We start from the raw sequence: 17,912 nt of genomic DNA, 5'->3' as shown, positions 1-17,912 counted from the left end.
AAAACTGCACAAAATACCGACTAAATTTGCGCAGTTATCCCAATAGAGCCTTAGAAACAACCATTCTAAACTTAAGCTCAAATGTAACATCACATTAACAATAATTACCACATGATGTTCACATTTCTAAACGTGAAACAAGGATATTCCTGATAAGGAGAACAAGATGAATTTCAAGAAAGTCGCCCTCGCAACCGCTATTGCTCTAGCATCAACGGGTTTTACTGTAAGTGCAAATGCAGCTAGCAAAATTTTGCTAAAAACCCCGGTTGCATTCGGTACTCACCTTCCTGCACTTGGTACACCGATTAAGTGGTATGCAGACCACATCACTGCAACCTCAGGTGGCACAATCAAGATGAAGATCTATGAGCCGGGCAAACTGGTGAACCCAGCTGAAATTCTTGATGCTGTATCTACCGGTAAAGTGAACTCTGGTTACGCTACTGCCGGTTACTGGCAAGGCAAACTTCCTGCTTCAGCACTTTTTTCTGCTGTACCTTTTGGACCTGAAGCAGGTGAATATATGGCCTGGTTATACTTTGGTAACGGTCTGAAGCTTTATCAGGAAATGTACGATCAAGGTGGCTACAACGTAAAAGTGCTGCCATGTGCAATTATCTCTCCAGAGACCTCGGGCTGGTTTAAGAAGCCAATTGAGAAGCCAGAAGATCTGAAAGGCCTGAACATGCGCTTCTTCGGTCTGGGTGCATCTGTGATGGAGAAACTGGGTGTTGGTACAGTTCAGCTTCCTGGCGGTGAAATCTTCGGTGCTCTTGAGAAAGGTGCAATCGACGCATCTGAGTTCTCTCAGCCAGCAATCGACCAGCGTTTAGGTTTCCACAAGGTTGTTAAGTACAACTACTTCCCTGGCTGGCACCAGCAATCAACTGTCTTCGAGCTGCTAATCAACAAAGATACCTGGAACAAGATGGATGATACTCAGCAGACCGCAATTGAAACAACCTGTATGGCAACAATGACTTACTCGATTGCCGAAGGTGAAGCGATGCAGTTTAGCGCAATGCAGAAAGCGAAAGAAAACGGCGTAGAGATTCGCTACTGGAACGACGAAATGCTGAATCTGTTCGAAACGACATGGTTAGAAGTTGTTGACGAGAAAACATCTTCAGACCCGTTCTTTAACAAGGTTTGGAAAGACCTGAGTGAGTTCCGTAAAGGCTACTCACTTTGGGAAGCGAATGCATTCCTGCCTCGAGCAACACGCCAGTAATTCTATAACTTAGCCAAAATAAACAATGCCGGCCCTTACTACACCTCCCCAAGGGTTGGCATTTCTCCAGGAGGAGCCCATGAACAAGGTTGTATCTTCACCTCCCTCTGTTCCTTTCTATCTTCGTATAGAGAACTTTATCACTGCCATCAGCAAAGTGTTTGCCTGGACAAACCTGGCGCTGGTCGCGGTAATTATTATTCAGGTAATTCTAAGAAAAGTCTTTTCCAACGGGCAGATTGCTCTGGAAGAGCTGCAATGGCATTTGTACGCAACAGCAGTAATGTTTGGTACTGCCTATGCGCAAATATCGAACCTTCATGTACGAGTTGACCTGTTCTACCACAATTTCAGCGAAAGAAAGAAGGCCATCATCGACATGATAGGCATACTGTTTCTTGCCGCACCTTTTGTCATCATCGTAATTCTGCACTCTTATGACTTTGCCTATGAGTCATGGAGGGTAAACGAAAGTTCATCCTCTCCATCTGGCCTGCCTTACCGCTGGCTAATTAAGAGTGTAATCCCGGTGAGCTTTTCACTGTTACTTCTCTCACTGATCGCACGAATTCTAAGGTGCACAGAGACAATTGCAAAAGGAGCATCTCATGGAAGCTAATGAGTGGATTGTTATCGCCATGTTTGGCTCTTTTATTCTGCTGCTGTTTACTGGTATTCCGGTGGCTTATGTACTGGGCGGAATAGGCGTTATTTTTGCTGCTGTCGGTTACTTTGCCGATATCTATCTGGATACCTTTACCGGGCTTGATTACACCAGCCTTGGTTTGGTCGTTAACCGAATCTACAAGATCATGGATAACTGGATTCTGGTTGCGCTCCCTATGTTTATCTTTATGGGGAATATGCTGGATAAATCAGGTATCGCTGAAAAGCTAATGGCTTCTATGCAGGCACTGTTCGGTAAGATTCACGGTGGCCTTGCTGTGACTGTTATGGCTATCGGTATTATCCTCGCAGCCTCTACTGGTATTATCGGTGCGTCGGTGGTTCTGCTTACTGTTATGTCACTGCCAACCATGATGCGTCAGGGTTATCATCTACCGTTAGCACTAGGTACAGTCGCATCAGCAGGTACTCTGGGTATCCTTTTACCTCCATCAATCATGCTGGTAATTATGGCTGACCAGTTGGGCCTGTCGGTTGGTGACCTGTTTATGGGAGCGATTCTTCCGGGCTTACTACTTGGTTCTCTCTATATAACTTACATCCTGATCGTAGGTAAGTTGAATCCAGAGAAAGCACCAGTGCCCGATGATGTTCAGCCTGTAGACTGGAGCCTGATCTTTCAGGTGTTCAAGGATATTACTCCAACGGTTATTTTGATTTTCGTTGTACTGGGTTCTATTTTCGCAGGTATCGCAACACCAACGGAAGCATCCGGTATTGGCGCTATGGGTGCGACTATGCTTGCTGCCTACAACCGAAAGCTGAACTTTAAAGTTCTAAAAGAAGTGCTGCTAGCATCGTACGGAACAACTGCCTATATCTTTATGATCTTCCTGGGGGCTTCCTGCTTTGCATTAGTACTGCGTGAGTTGGGCGGTGACGAGCTGATTGAATCCTTCCTAAGCGGCCTACCGTTTGGCCCATACGGAATCATCGCTTTCATTCTGCTAATCGTGTTCTTACTTGGCTTCTTCCTTGACTGGATTGAAATTACCCTTATCGCTCTGCCACTTCTTGCTCCGGTAGTAAGCAGCTTAGGTATCGAGTTAGATGGACATGGCGTAGTAGATAACCCGAGCCTTGTATGGTTCGTTATGTTGGTAGCCATGGCGCTACAAACCAGCTTCTTAACTCCACCAGTAGGCTTCGCACTCTTCTATCTAAAAGGGGTTTGTCCGGAAGGTGTGGCACTGAAGGATATATATAGAGGGGTTATCCCGTTCATTATCATTCAGCTTATTGCACTTGTGTGTCTGATAGCCTGGCCTCAACTAGTACTCTGGTTCCCAAGTGTGGCGTACGGATAAGTGAATATTTGAAACTAAATAGAAAGAGGACAAACGTCCTCTTTCTCGCTTTTAATAGGCAGTCATTCCTACAACACCAGCCCACCATCGATCTTCAACACCTGACCAGTAATAAACTTACTCTTATCTGATGCCAGAAATGCTACGCCTTCTGCAATATCTTCCGGTGTCCCCATCCGACCTAACGGTGTTTTTGATTCCATATATCCAATCACTTTCTCAGGCAGATCTTTCGTCATCTCGGTTGCAATAAAGCCGGGGGCAACGCAGTTAACCCGAATCTGAGCACCTTTACGAGCCAGCTCTTTTGCCCAGCCTTTACTCATGGTAATTACACCGCCTTTACTGGCTCCGTAGTTACTCTGACCAATATTTCCATCGGTGCCAACGATTGAAGAGATATTAATAATGCTGCCACTACCCTGCTTTAACATAAGTGCTGAAACCTTTTGAGTAAGCAAGAATACCGCTTTCAAGTTGATATCAATCACCGCATCCCACTCTTGCTCCAACATATCACCTAACATGGCATCTCTAGTAATTCCGGCATTGTTAACCAGCACATCCACGCTCTGAAACTCTTCGGATATTATGTTAACTACTTCAGCAACCGCCTCTTTATCACACAGGTTTACCTGATAACTGGAAAAGCTATCTGAATTACTCCACTCTGCTGGGGAAATATCCAGACCAATAACCTGAAAATTATCATCCAATAGTTTCTGACAAATTTCCTGCCCTATACCTCGGGCAGCTCCGGTAACAATGGCGACGGGTTTTGTAGAGTTCATTATTCTTTTCCTTAAGTTCTGATTGTTAACTGGAAGTCCGGCTGAAAGATCTCAGCATCCATCTGTTTTAGATTGGGGCTAATAAAGGGTCGAAAGGCCATCTGCCCAAGGACATCAGCTTCGAGATCAGTTCCTGGGGCGATTTCTTCAAGAGTAAGGCCTTTTTGATTTAGAGAGAAAACTGCCCTTTCGGTAATATAGAGTACTTTTTTACTACTTCTTACTGCTTGTTCGGCACTGAATGTAATCTGTTCCACATGCTCGATAAACTTCTGTTGCTGCCCCTCATTCAGGATAATGAGCTCTCCATTTTCAGCCTGAATCTGTAAGCCCTTGGCTGTAAAGGTGCCACAGAAGAAAACCTGTTTTGCGTTCTGAGTAATATTGATAAAACCACCACATCCGGCAATGCGACTACCAAAGCGGGACACATTGATATCCCCTTTTTGATCACATTGAGCAAGACCAAGGAATGCCTGATCGATACCTCCACCATCATAGAAATCAAACATCTGATCCTGACTGATGATTGCCTGTGGGTTGTAAGAAGCTCCAAAATCGAGCCCACCAGCAGGGGCACCGCCTACTGCGCCAGGTTCTACCGTTAAAGTAAACTGATCGATTATGCCTGCGTCTTTTGCGACTTTCGCGATATATTCCGGAGCACCAATCCCAAGGTTGAGGATTGATCCAGACTTGAGTTCCATTGCAGCTCGACGAGCAATAATGCTCTTAGCATCTAGCTTTTCTTCGATTACTTGTTCTGATTTTTTCTGATCTTTTTCTGATTCAGCTCTTCCCACAAACGCAGGATTCATCTGGCTGGCAAAGGTCTGCATATGTTCTTTTTCGTGTTCACAGACAACTACAGCATCAACAAAAATCCCGGGAATCTTAACTGCATGAGGATCTAGCTCTCCAGCCGGAACCACTCGCTTTACCTGAACAATGACTTTTCCGTTCTGATTTTTAGCAGCTTGTGCCGCAGCTAAGCTTTCAACGATTAGGCACTCATCTTCCATAGTGATGTTGCCATTTTCATCCGCAGTAGTGCCTCGCAGAATAGCAACATCAAGCGGTAGTCTTTTATAGAAAAGGAACTCCTCTCCTTTAAGATCAAGCAGCTCTACCCACTCTTCCTCTGTAGATGAGTTAATCTTTCCACCTTCAACTCTTGGATCAATGAAAGTCCCTATCCCGACTTTAGAAAATGTACCAGGCTTACCTGCCGCGGTGTCTCTAAGCAAATGAGAAATAATACCTTGAGGAAGGTTATAGCCTGTTAGTTTCTCTTCAACGGCCAGTTTCTGTAATTTGGGAACAAGCCCCCAGTGGCCGCCTATCACCCGGCTAACCAGACCTTCCTGAGCCAGGTGATTAACGGCTTTGTCCTTACCGTCACCTTGCCCTGCGGCAAATATCAGTGTGAGATCTTTGGGTGATTTGGATTGTTCGTATCTTTCTCCAAGCGCTCTTTCGATAGCTTCAGGTACTACACTGCCAATAAAGCCACCAAGCATTACCGCATCGCCATCTTCTATCCATTGAGCGGCCTGCTCTGGTGTTAGTTTTGCTACTGCTTTCATACTTACCTTCGTTAAGCTTCCTTGTTATCCATCTAGGATAGAAGAATGTTAATAAAAGGTTAATTGCAAATATAGAAAGTCAGAATTTCGAATATGAAATAATAAAGCGAAGCACATAGGCCTCGCTTTAGCAGAGAGTTAAAGTTAGATGGATTACCTACTCACCATCCCACTCTTCAACATGTTTATGTACTAACCCCCAGTCAGCCAGGATGGCATAAGCTGAAGGGATCATAAACAGAACCAGCAAGGTCGACGCGAAGATACCAAACACTATCGAAATAACCAGCGGCTGGATAACCTGAGCCTGCAAACTGGTTTCTGAAAGCAATGGCAACAAGCCTGCTGCGGTTGTCATCGATGTCAGAAATACTGCTCGGAATCGCTCCCGGCTAGCCTTAACCACAGAGTCATGAACATTATCCCCTTCGTCTACATGGTGCCGTATATATTGCACCAACAGTATCGAGTCGTTGACCACAACCCCGGCCAGAGAAACAAAGCCCATCATACTTGGCATACTCAACGAGTGTCCCAGAATAAAGTGTCCCCAGATAACACCAATAAATGCCAACGGGATTGCCAACATAACCACAAACGGCTCCAGATAACTGCGGAACTGGAAACTAAGAATCATGTACACACCGAACAAACCAAGCAAGAAGCCTTTTTGCATTGACGATGCGGTATCCGCACTATCTTTTGCCTGCCCTTCAAAATCAAACCTTAGGCCTGGGTACTTCTTAGTTAGCTCAGGTGCTTTCTCATTCCGGAACTTATTAATGATTTCTGTTGAGCTGACAATCTTATTGTCGACATCACCATAAATACTAATCGTACGTACGCCTTCTATTCGATTGATACGTACATAGTTGCGCTGAAAATCGAAACTTGCCAGCGTTGCAAGAGGTATCTGGCTGCCATCCTTCATCATAATTGGGAAGTTAGCCAGCTCTTGCAGGTCACCTGCTTCCGCTTTTTCCAGCTTCACTTCAATCTTGATATTTTCGACACCAACCTGAATCTCATCCGCTGTCTGACCATAGAATGCCGCTCGCAACTGGCTGGCAATCATCTGTCCATTCACACCATAGGTCTCTGCACCTGGGCGAAGCTTAATAAGAATCTCCTCTTTACCCATTCGCATATCATCCATTACGCCATGTACGCCAGCAAAACTGTTCAGGTAGCTCTGAATATCCGTAGCAGCACCCTTCAACTCTGCTAAATCATCATGACGTGCTCGGATTTCTATATCCCTGCCGCCAGGTCCTAAAGTTGGCTGTTTAAATACCAAAGAGAGTGGAAGAGCCAACTCACCCACATCTTCACGCCAGGCGTCAACAAACTCATCGATTAACGTGTTCCGGCTTTCAGCGCCAAGCAAGTCAAGGCGAACCGTCGCCAGGTGCGGTCCGGATTCATCTGCATCGGCGTTAGCATTAAAGCTACTAGTGATGTGCTGAACAAGATTAACACCACCTTCAACCTCTTCAGACCACTTCTCATTTAGTCTTTCAGCAGAGGCAACGATATGGTCAACGACCATCTCTGTCTGGCTAAGTGATGAGCCCGGAGGCAAAATAATTCTAGCCTCAGCGATATCACCATCTAACTCAGGGAAAGGTACAAACTTCACCGCACCACCAGCGATAAGCGCAATCGAACTTAATAAAGTCGCCAGAACAAAACCGATAAAGGCGTAACGATACTTAACTACCTTATCGACCGCATTGACTAGTTTGGTATTACGAAAGTTCTCAAACCCATCAAGAAGCTTTTTCTTAAACTTCATTGGCTCCTTCTCTTTCTTCGCTTTATGCAGAGAATGAGAAAGGTGGTTCGGCAGGATTAGGAAAGCCTCAATCAAGCTGAGAGAAAGCACCAGAATCAGAACCTGAGGAACAACCTTCAGCACTGCACCCATCTGCCCGTCCAGGAACATCAGGCTGCCAAAAATACAAACCGTAGTAAGGAAAGATGAAGTCACACCTGGGAGTACCTTCTTCACCCCTTTGATCACCGCATCATCAACTTTATGCCCCCGATCTATATGGGCAGCAATGGATTCGGCTATCACTATGGCGTCATCCATCATGATACCAATAGCCATCAGCAAGCCCACCAGACTCATGATGTTGATCGACAGACCAAGGTTTGCCATCAGGAACATACCACCAAGAAATGCTACCGGCAGGCCAGCCGCAACCCAGAACGAGTAACGAAAGCTGAAGAACAGCCACATGGTTGCAAACACCAGAATAATACCCTGCCAGCCGTTGCGCACCATCATGGTCAGGCGATCCCAGAGAACAGATGAGAGATCGTTAGTCATCTCCATCTTGACACCATCCGGTGCTATCGCACGCTGGTCTTCAAGAAACTGAACAACCTGATCTTTAACTCTTAGCGCATCATCTTCTTTGTTTTTACTGATTTTCAGAATCGCTGAAGGCTTACCATCAAACAGAATCTTCTGCTCATCCAATTCAAAGCGATCGGTGATGGTGGCAATGTCCTTTAAACGAATGACGGATCCATTGGTGCCAGAACCAACAACAATATCTTCCAATGCCTCGGGGGTAATTCGTCTTTCATCAAAACGAATCAGAAAGTTCTTGTCTGGAGTTTCAACATTGCCACTTGGCAGCTTGATGTTCTGATTGCCTATCTGACTAGCAATGTCACTGATGCTCACCCCGAGTTGGCGCATAGCTAAAGTGTTAAGCTCTATTCGGTACTGATGATCCGAAAATCCGCCGACATCGACTAGAGAGACACCATAATCCAGCTTTAATGTGCGCTTCAGTTGCTCCGCATAGGCTTTCAGTTCAGGCCATGACAAATCCGCGGTAATAGCGATATCCACTACCGGTTCGTTCATATCTAGCTCCTGAACAACCGGGGACTCGATCTCATCCGGGAAGTCCTGAATCGCATCGATTTGAGTCTGAACATCGATCAGCATGCGTCCCATATCCGCAGATTCGGTCAGCTTAAGAACCAGACGAGCGGAACCTTCTATCGCCTCACAGCGGGTCTCTTCAATATCAGAAAGTCCATCCACAGCATCTTCTAAGCGAACACAAAGGCTCTCTTCCACTTCTAATGGTGACGCACCAGGATAGGTAATACCCGCCATGATGTAAGGAGGATCAAACTCGGGAAAGGTTTCCCGTTTAAGCGTCGGCAATGCCGACAAACCCACCACAAACAGAGCCAGCATCATCAGGTTGGCTGCTGTCGGGTGCTTTGCGAAGAAGCGAATCATGCCGCATCCTCCTCGGCCACTACACTAGCACCATTTCTAAGCTGCATACCTTCAATAGCAGGCAGAAGATCATTAAGAATCAGCTTATCACCCGCTTCAATATCACCACGGATAACGACCTGGTTATCTCTGCGGAACAACACCTCTACATACAGGATCTCTAGCTTTTGCTCTTCATTCATAATGTATATTTTTGAGCCATGTAATGCGCGCTCCGGAATAATCCAATTTGACTTGGCATAGCCTTCCACTCTGGCTTTCACAAACATGCCGTTAACCAGTGGTGTTGAGTTTTCTGGAGTCAGAGCGTTGTAGTCCTGATCGATTTCCAGAATGATGCCGGCTGTTGCCTGATTGGCGTCAACGGTATCACTGATACGAGCGACTTTTGCTGGCCAACTTGCTTTCAGGTTACCGCTGGAAAGTTCAATAGTAGCGACAATACTGCTCAACTCAGGGCTAATAATTCCGTCTTCATTCTTAGCGAAATTCTCCAAACTGGCACCAATCATTCGCATATCATGAATAGAAAGCTGGGCATCGACTTCCATCACATCAGTACGATGCGCTTCAACCATGGTCTGCTGAAGGTTTACAACCTGATTTTCTTCAACACTCACTTCGGAAATTCTCATCTGTAAAGGAAGCACTATCGAGGTTTTATCCAGAGAGCGTTTTGCTTCCGCAACTTTTGACAAGTTCACTGCGACCTGAGCTTCAGATACTTTTCTCTCATCCGGATAGAGAGATATCTGGTTTTGCAACTCCTGAACTAGCTTTTGTTGAGACAGGTAAGATTGTTGTTGCTGATCCACATCAGACTGAGAGGTGAGGCCTTTATTTTTTAGATTCTGCTTTCGCTCAAATTCTTTCTTACTGATAACAAGTCGGTTCTTCTCAATTTGGAGCGTATTCTTGGTATTTTTTTCTTCCAGATTAAGCTTCGCCAGCTGGGTTTTACTGGAGTTCAAATCCGCTTCAGCCTGTGCAAGCTTAAGCTCGTAATCCAAAGGATCGATTTTCAAAATCTCGGTACCAGCAGGTAATACCCGCCCTTTTTCCAAAGCAGGATTACGGTAAATTACCTTCCCTGATACCTCTGCAATCGCCTTCCATTCAAATTTAGGAGTCACCTTTCCGTAACCAATGGCTAACGGAGCTACCTTTTGCTGTTCCATAACCATAGTTTCCACAAGCCTGGCCCTGTCTACCGCTGGTTTAGCAGGCAAATCCGGCTTTGTCTTAACAGCAAAAACTAATATCGCGATTCCGACGGCCAAAACGGGAAAGAAAAGAAGGCCTCGTTTAATACTCATTATTATCTCCGGTATGGACATTTTGCTCACTAGTAAAAAAGCCGTGAGAAAGTAGCTTCATGTTATGCTCAAATAAACGCTCTAAGAAATCTTCATTTATTTCAATACCTTGCAGTTTCATCATGGCAGGAGGAGCTAAAAAAGGAAAAATCATCAGGCTTTTAAAACTAAAACCACATAGCTGAGGGTCAAAGTCTTTATGGATAATTCCATTTTTCTGTAATCTTTCCGAAATCATGGCGTCGACTGGGTGAGAAATCTCACGAATGATTTTCTCAAGTAATCTTCTTTGGGTATCAGAGGGCGACATATTCATTATCTGCGCTATCAGTCTAGGAAACTGCGGAATCTTACCCATCGTTTGATAGTAAGCTTTCATTACCTCGCCTAGGCCACCAATATTGTCACTGTCAGAAAAACGTTTGATCTGTTGCGCAACTGGCTCAACCGTTTCCCGAATCATGGTTTCAAACAGTCCCTCTTTATTACCAAAGTAGTAACGAATCATTGCAGCATTGACGCTCGCCTTTTGAGCAATCATTCGAGTAGATACCTTTTCGTAAGGCAATACTACAAACAGCTCTCTTGCACTAACGATAAGCTGTTCTCTGGCCTCCGTTTTCTCGTTCGGCCTGCCCGCTTTTCTTACCATGAAAAACCTCTGAATTAATCAACTGATTAATTATAGTTCTACTATTGTAGATACTACAGCCGAATAATTAATCGATATTTAACCATTTGATTAATTATCTTTCACTGTAGTACTCAGGAAGTAATTTGCATAAAAAATCAACTTTGTGCTTGACGCATGTATGTGAGTGCGGTACTAATTGAACATCAATTTGTGGAACGATTAGATAAACTAAAAATGACAACACGTTTTTCAACACTCCTTAACCTCCTCCTTATCGTGAAAATATCGCGCGGGTAGGTTGTGGAAGAAAAACACCACAAAAGAATTTACGAAACCCGCTTAAAGCGGGTTTTTTTATACCTAAATTAACAACACAACATGACATACAAGCACAACGCAGGACAGGAAAAGGAAGCTAATATGAACGATCAAGTCATTATATTCGACACCACATTACGTGATGGCGAACAAGCGCTATCAGCAAGCTTGACAGTAAAAGAAAAATTACAGATCGCATATGCTCTAGAACGTCTGGGCGTTGATGTCATCGAAGCCGGTTTTCCTGTTTCATCGCCAGGTGATTTTGAATCAGTTCAAACCATTGCGAAGCATATTAAAGATAGCCGTATCTGTGCACTTTCCCGCGCAGTTGCCAAAGACATCGATGTTGCCGCTGAGTCTCTTAAAGTTGCAGAAGCATTCCGAATTCACACCTTTATCTCTACATCTACTATCCATGTACAGGACAAGCTTCGCCGTAGCTATGATGATGTCATTGAGATGGGTGTACAGGCAGTTAAGCGTGCGCGTAACTATACCGATGATGTTGAATTTTCATGCGAAGATGCTGGCCGTACTCCAATCGATAATCTATGTCGTATGGTTGAAGCTGCTATTGATGCGGGTGCAACCACGGTAAATATCCCGGATACAGTTGGCTACACAATCCCAAGCGAGTTTGGTGGCATTATCGAACAGCTATTTAACCGTGTTCCAAATATCGATAAAGCCATTATCTCGGTTCATTGTCATGATGACTTAGGCATGTCGGTTGCTAACTCAATTGCTGCAGTTCAAGCAGGTGCACGTCAGGTAGAAGGTACTATTAACGGTATCGGTGAGCGAGCAGGTAACTGTTCACTTGAAGAAGTAGCCATGATTATCAAAACTCGTTCAGAGTTCATGGGTGTAAATACTGGCCTTAAACACGATGAGATTCACCGTACCAGTAAGCTAGTTAGTCAGCTATGTAATATGCCGGTTCAGGCAAACAAAGCAATTGTAGGTGCGAACGCATTTAGCCACTCTTCTGGCATTCACCAGGATGGTATGTTGAAAAACAAAAACACCTACGAGATTATGACTCCCGAGTCTATTGGTCTTCAGAATCAGGTTCTTAACCTAACCAGCCGCTCTGGTCGTGCCGCGGTGAAGAGCCATATGGATCGAATGGGTTATAAGGAAGAAGAGTACGATTTGGATACTCTATACACTGAATTCCTAAAACTTGCGGACCGTAAAGGTCAGGTATTCGACTACGATCTTGAATCACTAATGTTCTTCGCTAATCTTCGTGAAGAAGATGATCACTACAAGCTTAACTACTTCAGCTCTCAGGCGGGTAGCGTAATGGCAACAACAACCATCAAACTTCAGTGTGGTGACATTGAGAAGTGCGAAGCGGCTGTTGGTAACGGTCCGGTTGATGCGCTTTATCAGGCAATTTACCGCCTAACAGGCTACGATATCGTACTGGATAAGTTTGACCTTACTGCAAAAGGTGAAGGTGAAGATGGCCTGGGTCAGGCAGATATTATTGCCAACTATAAAGGCCGCAAATATCACGGAACCGGTATCTCAACCGATATCATTGAGGCTTCCGGCCGTGCACTTCTGCATGTAATTAATAGTATCCATCGTGCAGATCAGATAGCAGAAATAAAACAGGCAAAACAAGAAGTTCAAACTGTTTAACTACATATCTCCGATAGTTGCTATGGCAACTATCGGAAAGCAAATACAGACACAACAATTAACAGACAACTTAAAAATACAGGGAATAAACAATAATGGCAGGCAAAGAGTACAAAATTGCAGTTCTACCGGGTGACGGTATCGGTCCGGAAGTAATGCAACAAGCACATAAAGTGCTGGATGCAATCGAGAAAAAATACGATATTTCTTTCTCCCGTGAAGAACACGATGTTGGCGGTGTTGCTATTGATAACCACGGTTGCCCTTTGCCAGAGAGCACAGTAAAAGGTTGTGAAGAAGCAGACGCTGTATTATTTGGCTCAGTAGGTGGACCTAAGTGGGAACACCTTCCACCAAATGATCAGCCAGAGCGTGGTGCCCTGCTTCCTCTGCGTAAACACTTCCAGCTTTTCTGTAACCTTCGTCCGGCACAGATTCACTCTGGCCTTGAAGCATTTTCACCATTACGTGCAGATATCTCTGGAAAAGGTTTCGACATTGTTGTTGTTCGTGAACTAACAGGTGGTATCTACTTTGGCCAGCCAAAAGGCCGTGAAGGTGAAGGCGCAAATGAAAAAGCGTTTGATACCGAGGTGTATCACCGTTACGAGATCGAACGTATTGCTAAGATTGCGTTTGAATCTGCTCGCCTTCGTCGCAAGAAAGTATGCTCTATTGATAAAGCGAACGTACTTCAGAGTTCTATCCTGTGGCGCGAAGTGGTTGAAGAAATCGCTAAAGACTACCCGGATGTCGAGTTATCACACATGTATATCGACAACGCAACTATGCAGCTAATCAAAGATCCTGCACAGTTTGATGTCATGCTTTGTTCAAACATCTTTGGTGACATCATCTCTGATGAGTGTGCAATGATCACTGGCTCAATGGGCATGCTACCTTCAGCAAGCCTGAACGAAAGCAAGTTTGGTCTGTATGAGCCAGCAGGTGGTTCTGCACCGGATATCGCTGGTAAAAACATCGCAAACCCGGTTGCACAGATCCTTTCTGCAGCACTAATGCTACGCTATAGCTTGGGCGAGGAAGAAGCTGCTCAGGATATCGAAGCAGCAGTTAGTAAAGCACTTGCAGCAGGCGAACTGACGGGTGATCTTGCTGGCGACAAACCAGCACTTTCAACTTCAGAGATGGGCGATAAGATCGCACAATACGTAGCGGAATAATATAACAAGGAGCGAGGGAGCACTTAGAGGCTCCCCGGTTAGCAATGTCAAAAACACTATACGAAAAAGTTTATGATGCTCACGTTGTAGTAGCAGCGGAGGGCGAAAACCCGATACTTTATATCGACCGTCAACTTGTGCATGAGGTCACTTCTCCTCAGGCGTTTGATGGTCTGCGTGAAAAAGGCCGTAAGGTACGCCAGCTTGGCAAAACCTTCGCGACGATGGACCACAACGTATCCACCACCACAAAAGATATCAACGATGCTGGTGAAATGGCTCGTATCCAGATGCAGACACTGATTAAGAACTGTATGGATTTCGGTGTAACGCTTTACGACATCAACCATAAGTATCAGGGCATCGTGCACGTAATGGGTCCTGAACTGGGTATTACCCTTCCGGGTATGACCATTGTTTGTGGCGACTCTCATACCGCAACTCATGGAGCATTTGGTTCTCTGGCGTTTGGTATCGGTACTTCTGAAGTTGAACACGTTATGGCAACTCAGACCCTTAAACAGCCTCGCGCTAAAACCATGAAGATCGAAGTCAAAGGCAAAGTAGCTGAAGGTGTCACAGCTAAAGATATCGTTCTGGCAATTATTGGTAAAACAACGGCTGCAGGCGGTACTGGTCATGTCGTTGAGTTCTGTGGTGAAGCCATTACTGACCTGACGATGGAAGGCCGTATGACGGTTTGTAATATGGCGATTGAGATGGGTGCGAAAGCAGGTCTTATTGCTCCTGACCAGACTACCTTTGACTACATTAAGGGTCGCAAGTTTGCACCAACAGGCACTGACTGGGATGACGCTGTTGAGTACTGGTCATCACTGAAAACTGACGACGGTGCTGAGTTCGATACTGTTGTTACTCTTGAGGCGGCTGATATCAAACCACAGGTTACATGGGGAACTAACCCAGGCCAGGTAATCGCAGTTGATACACCAATTCCATCCCCAGAGTCTTTCTCTGATCCGGTAGAAAAAGCGTCTGCAGAAAAGGCGCTGGCTTATATGGGGCTTGAAGCGGGCAAATCTCTGACTGACTACAAAGTAGATAAAGTCTTTGTGGGCTCTTGTACTAACTCTCGTATAGAAGATATGCGTGCTGCTGCGGAAGTAGCGAAAGGCCGTAAAGTGGCAGAGCATGTTCAGGCTCTTATCGTACCGGGCTCTGAGCAGGTTAAAGCACAAGCGGAAGAAGAAGGTCTGGATAAGATCTTTATTGAAGCGGGTTTTGAGTGGCGTCTTCCGGGCTGTTCTATGTGTCTTGCGATGAACAACGATCGCCTTGGCCCACAGGAGCGTTGTGCTTCAACAAGTAACCGTAACTTTGAAGGCCGTCAGGGCCGCGATGGTCGTACCCATCTGGTAAGCCCGGCGATGGCTGCAGCTGCAGCGGTTGCAGGTCACTTTGTCGATATCCGTGAACTGGACGCATAAGGAGAGAACAGAAATGAGCGGTTTTAAACAACATACAGGCTTAGTTGTTCCTCTGGACGCAGCAAACGTTGATACAGATGCAATTATTCCGAAGCAGTTTCTGCAGAAAGTGACACGAGTGGGCTTTGGTAAGCACCTGTTCCATGATTGGCGCTTCCTGGATGACGCTGGCGAGCAACCAAATCCAGAGTTCGTAATGAATGAAGCTCGCTATCAGGGTGCTTCTATTCTTCTTGCTCGTGAAAACTTTGGTTGTGGTTCATCTCGTGAGCACGCTCCGTGGGCACTGGCTGACTACGGTATCCGTGTGATGATTGCGCCAAGCTTTGCGGACATCTTCTACGGTAACTCCATCAATAATCAGATGGTACCTGTAAAGCTGACAGAAGCTGAAGTGGATGAAATCTTTACCTTTGTTCAAGCAACTGAAGGCGCTGAAATTAAAGTTGATTTGGAAGCGATGAAAGTAACTGCAAACGGTAAAGAGTACTCATTTGAAATTGATGAGTTCCGTCGCCACTGTCTGCTTGAAGGTCTGGATAACATTGGCCTGACTCTTCAGCATGAAGACAAGATCGCAGAATACGAGAGTAAGATTCCTGCGTTTATGAAGTAGGCGTTAGGCGTTAGGCGTTAGGCGTTAGGCGTTAGGCGTTAGGCGTTAGGCGTTAGGCGTTAGGCGAGTATGAAAGCTTCGGGGTAAATTCCGAAGCTTTTTTCTTTTCCAATGAAAGATTTATTATAGCAGTCAGGTCTGATAAATAGTGAACTAATTCGGCAGTGGAACTCTTATGAAGTTTATCTTTACCTTACTAATTTCGTTAATATCCTTCTCATCATTTTCAGCTCCAAAATCTGAGTTATGGGCTTATTGGAACACATCTAATGAAGCTAACTCAAAACAGATATCTCATGCTGACTGGCAGGGTTTTCTGGACAGCTACTTAGTCATCAAGGGTGAAAATGCATTAGTTCGTTATGCTGATGTCTCCAAAGCAGATCATCAAAAGCTAAAGGGCTATATCAAAGTCTTAAGTTCTCAGGATCCTCTAACTTACAATAAAGCTGAACAGTATGCTTACTGGGTAAACCTCTATAACACGATAACTGTTGACCTAATTTTAGAGAACTACCCAGTTAAGTCGATTACTAAGCTAGGTGGGTTGTTTAGCTTTGGGCCTTGGGGGGATGAAGTTGTCACTGTAAATGGTAATGAATTGACCCTGAATGATATTGAGCACAGAATTCTAAGACCAATATGGAATGACCCACGTACTCACTATGCGGTTAACTGCGCTAGCCTAGGATGCCCTAACCTTCAATCTCAGGCATTTACCTCAGACAATACAGAAAGCCTTTTAGAACAAGCCGCTACAAGCTTCATCAATAGCTCTAAGGGCGTAAGTATTTCAGGTAAAACCACGCAACTTTCATCAATTTACGACTGGTTTATTGCTGACTTTGGAAATGAGTCTGACTTGATTAAACACCTACGTAAGTACCGCAGTGAACTGCCTACTAACTTAGGAAAGATCAAATATGGCTATGACTGGTCTCTAAATGAACTCAAGGAGTAATGAGCTTACTCCTTGAGTTGGAGTGGGATTCAGATTATTTGAATCCTTTCTCTTTCTTGATTAGATCGTAAGCTGACTGGATTTCCTGAGCCTTTTCTTTGGCAACTTCCATCATCTCTGGTGGCAGGCCTTTCGCCATCAATTTATCCGGATGGTGCTCATTCATAAGCTTACGATAGGCCTTTTTCACTGCGCGACTATCTGCACTTTCCTCAACACCAAGCACTTTATAGGCATCTGCTAAATGATCGCGCTGACTCGCCTGATGCCAACCGCCGTGACCTTGCTGCCCACCAGAACCGTTGCCAAAGCCACCACCTTGCTGGAACCTGAATGCAGCTTCCTGCATTCTAAGCCTTTGTTCCAGCTGTTGAGAAGAGAAACCTAACCCCTGAGCAATCGTATGCAGCATATTTCTTTCTGCTGGATGCAGTTCGCCATCCGCAAAGGCTGCTGAAATCTGTAACTCTAAAAAGAACTGCAGTAAGTCATGTCGGTCCGCTGCCGAAATTCGAACCTTATCCAGTACAGATTCAAGCGGAAAATCTGATGATTTACCTTCGCGGAAAGCATCCTGAGCCGCCTTCCTTTGCGCTCCATGAAGACGCATGCGATCCATCATTGTGGATGCTAACTGAATTTCTTGCTTAGTAACCTGTCCTTTAGCCTTAGCGACATGCCCCATGACCGCAAAACCAGCTTTAAAAAACTCAGCCTGGCGCTCTGCCTGATTTGGCCCACCAGAAAATGCAGAGCTAGCTCTAAAACCAGCCTGACTCAGTCGACGAGCCTTATCAAACTGATGTCCAAGAAAAAGTCCAAACAAGGCGCCAAATGGACCACCAAACAGAAAACCGAAAAAAATACCTAAGATCTTGCCGAAGACATACATTATTTGTGCTC

Annotated in this window: 14 protein-coding genes; 8 read left to right on the top strand and 6 right to left on the bottom strand. The window is 45.1% G+C overall.

Going from position 1 to position 17,912, the window contains the following annotated elements:
• The first annotated feature begins 166 nt into the window (after positions 1 to 166).
• The 3 genes from SNR28_RS11175 to SNR28_RS11165 all read left to right on the top strand — a co-directional run bounded on the left by SNR28_RS11175 (position 167) and on the right by SNR28_RS11165 (position 3,228).
• Positions 167 to 1,234: a TRAP transporter substrate-binding protein gene (locus tag SNR28_RS11175; protein ID WP_375752458.1), complete on the top strand. Its 1,068-nt coding sequence runs from the start codon at positions 167 to 169 to the stop codon at positions 1,232 to 1,234.
• Positions 1,235 to 1,313: 79 nt separating this feature from the next.
• Positions 1,314 to 1,853 (top strand): TRAP transporter small permease subunit, encoded by a 540-nt coding sequence (locus tag SNR28_RS11170; protein WP_375752457.1) that lies wholly within the window; start codon positions 1,314 to 1,316, stop codon positions 1,851 to 1,853.
• Positions 1,843 to 3,228: a TRAP transporter large permease subunit gene (locus tag SNR28_RS11165; RefSeq protein ID WP_375752456.1), complete on the top strand. Its 1,386-nt coding sequence runs from the start codon at positions 1,843 to 1,845 to the stop codon at positions 3,226 to 3,228. The genes SNR28_RS11170 and SNR28_RS11165 overlap by 11 nt, the downstream gene beginning before the upstream one ends.
• Positions 3,229 to 3,296: 68 nt before the next feature.
• On the opposite strand, the gene fabG is transcribed toward SNR28_RS11165, so the two are convergent.
• From fabG to SNR28_RS11140, 5 genes are all read right to left on the bottom strand, one after another.
• Positions 3,297 to 4,019, bottom strand: coding sequence for a 3-oxoacyl-ACP reductase FabG (gene fabG, locus SNR28_RS11160; protein ID WP_375752455.1), 723 nt, complete (start codon positions 4,017 to 4,019; stop codon positions 3,297 to 3,299).
• 11 nt (positions 4,020 to 4,030) lie between these two features.
• On the bottom strand, positions 4,031 to 5,605 hold the full coding sequence (locus SNR28_RS11155) for an acyl CoA:acetate/3-ketoacid CoA transferase (protein WP_375752453.1): 1,575 nt from the start codon (positions 5,603 to 5,605) through the stop codon (positions 4,031 to 4,033).
• Positions 5,606 to 5,762: 157 nt separating this feature from the next.
• Positions 5,763 to 8,876, bottom strand: a complete 3,114-nt coding sequence (locus SNR28_RS11150) for an efflux RND transporter permease subunit (RefSeq protein ID WP_375752452.1) — start codon at positions 8,874 to 8,876, stop codon at positions 5,763 to 5,765.
• Positions 8,873 to 10,192: an efflux RND transporter periplasmic adaptor subunit gene (locus SNR28_RS11145; protein ID WP_375752451.1), complete on the bottom strand. Its 1,320-nt coding sequence runs from the start codon at positions 10,190 to 10,192 to the stop codon at positions 8,873 to 8,875. The genes SNR28_RS11150 and SNR28_RS11145 overlap by 4 nt, the downstream gene beginning before the upstream one ends.
• A complete protein-coding gene (locus tag SNR28_RS11140; RefSeq protein WP_375752449.1) occupies positions 10,182 to 10,844 on the bottom strand; it encodes a TetR/AcrR family transcriptional regulator in 663 nt (220 codons plus the stop codon). The genes SNR28_RS11145 and SNR28_RS11140 overlap by 11 nt, the downstream gene beginning before the upstream one ends.
• A 402-nt stretch (positions 10,845 to 11,246) precedes the next feature.
• Between SNR28_RS11140 and leuA the strand changes: the two genes are divergently transcribed.
• From leuA to SNR28_RS11115, 5 genes are all read left to right on the top strand, one after another.
• Positions 11,247 to 12,800: a 2-isopropylmalate synthase gene (leuA, locus tag SNR28_RS11135; RefSeq protein ID WP_375752448.1), complete on the top strand. Its 1,554-nt coding sequence runs from the start codon at positions 11,247 to 11,249 to the stop codon at positions 12,798 to 12,800.
• A gap of 95 nt (positions 12,801 to 12,895) precedes the next feature.
• Positions 12,896 to 13,984 carry a 3-isopropylmalate dehydrogenase gene (gene leuB, locus SNR28_RS11130; protein WP_375752447.1) on the top strand — a complete coding sequence of 363 codons (1,089 nt, stop codon included), beginning with the start codon at positions 12,896 to 12,898 and terminating at the stop codon, positions 13,982 to 13,984.
• A 44-nt stretch (positions 13,985 to 14,028) separates the two neighbouring features.
• On the top strand, positions 14,029 to 15,432 hold the full coding sequence (gene leuC / locus SNR28_RS11125; RefSeq protein WP_375752446.1) for a 3-isopropylmalate dehydratase large subunit: 1,404 nt from the start codon (positions 14,029 to 14,031) through the stop codon (positions 15,430 to 15,432).
• A 13-nt stretch (positions 15,433 to 15,445) separates the two neighbouring features.
• Complete coding sequence (gene leuD / locus SNR28_RS11120) at positions 15,446 to 16,048, top strand: 3-isopropylmalate dehydratase small subunit (protein WP_375752445.1); 603 nt, start codon at positions 15,446 to 15,448, stop codon at positions 16,046 to 16,048.
• 175 nt (positions 16,049 to 16,223) lie between these two features.
• Positions 16,224 to 17,009 carry a DUF547 domain-containing protein gene (locus SNR28_RS11115; protein ID WP_375752444.1) on the top strand — a complete coding sequence of 262 codons (786 nt, stop codon included), beginning with the start codon at positions 16,224 to 16,226 and terminating at the stop codon, positions 17,007 to 17,009.
• A 34-nt stretch (positions 17,010 to 17,043) separates the two neighbouring features.
• Here the strand turns inward: SNR28_RS11115 and djlA are convergent, their stop codons facing one another.
• Positions 17,044 to 17,901: a co-chaperone DjlA gene (djlA, locus tag SNR28_RS11110; RefSeq protein WP_375752443.1), complete on the bottom strand. Its 858-nt coding sequence runs from the start codon at positions 17,899 to 17,901 to the stop codon at positions 17,044 to 17,046.
• Positions 17,902 to 17,912: the final 11 nt, after the last annotated feature.

This window comes from Vibrio iocasae (assembly GCF_042245395.1).
Classification (GTDB): domain Bacteria; phylum Pseudomonadota; class Gammaproteobacteria; order Enterobacterales; family Vibrionaceae; genus Vibrio; species Vibrio iocasae.
The sequence above is the reverse complement of the archived record's forward strand: the minus strand, read 5'-3'. Positions and strand labels throughout refer to the sequence as shown.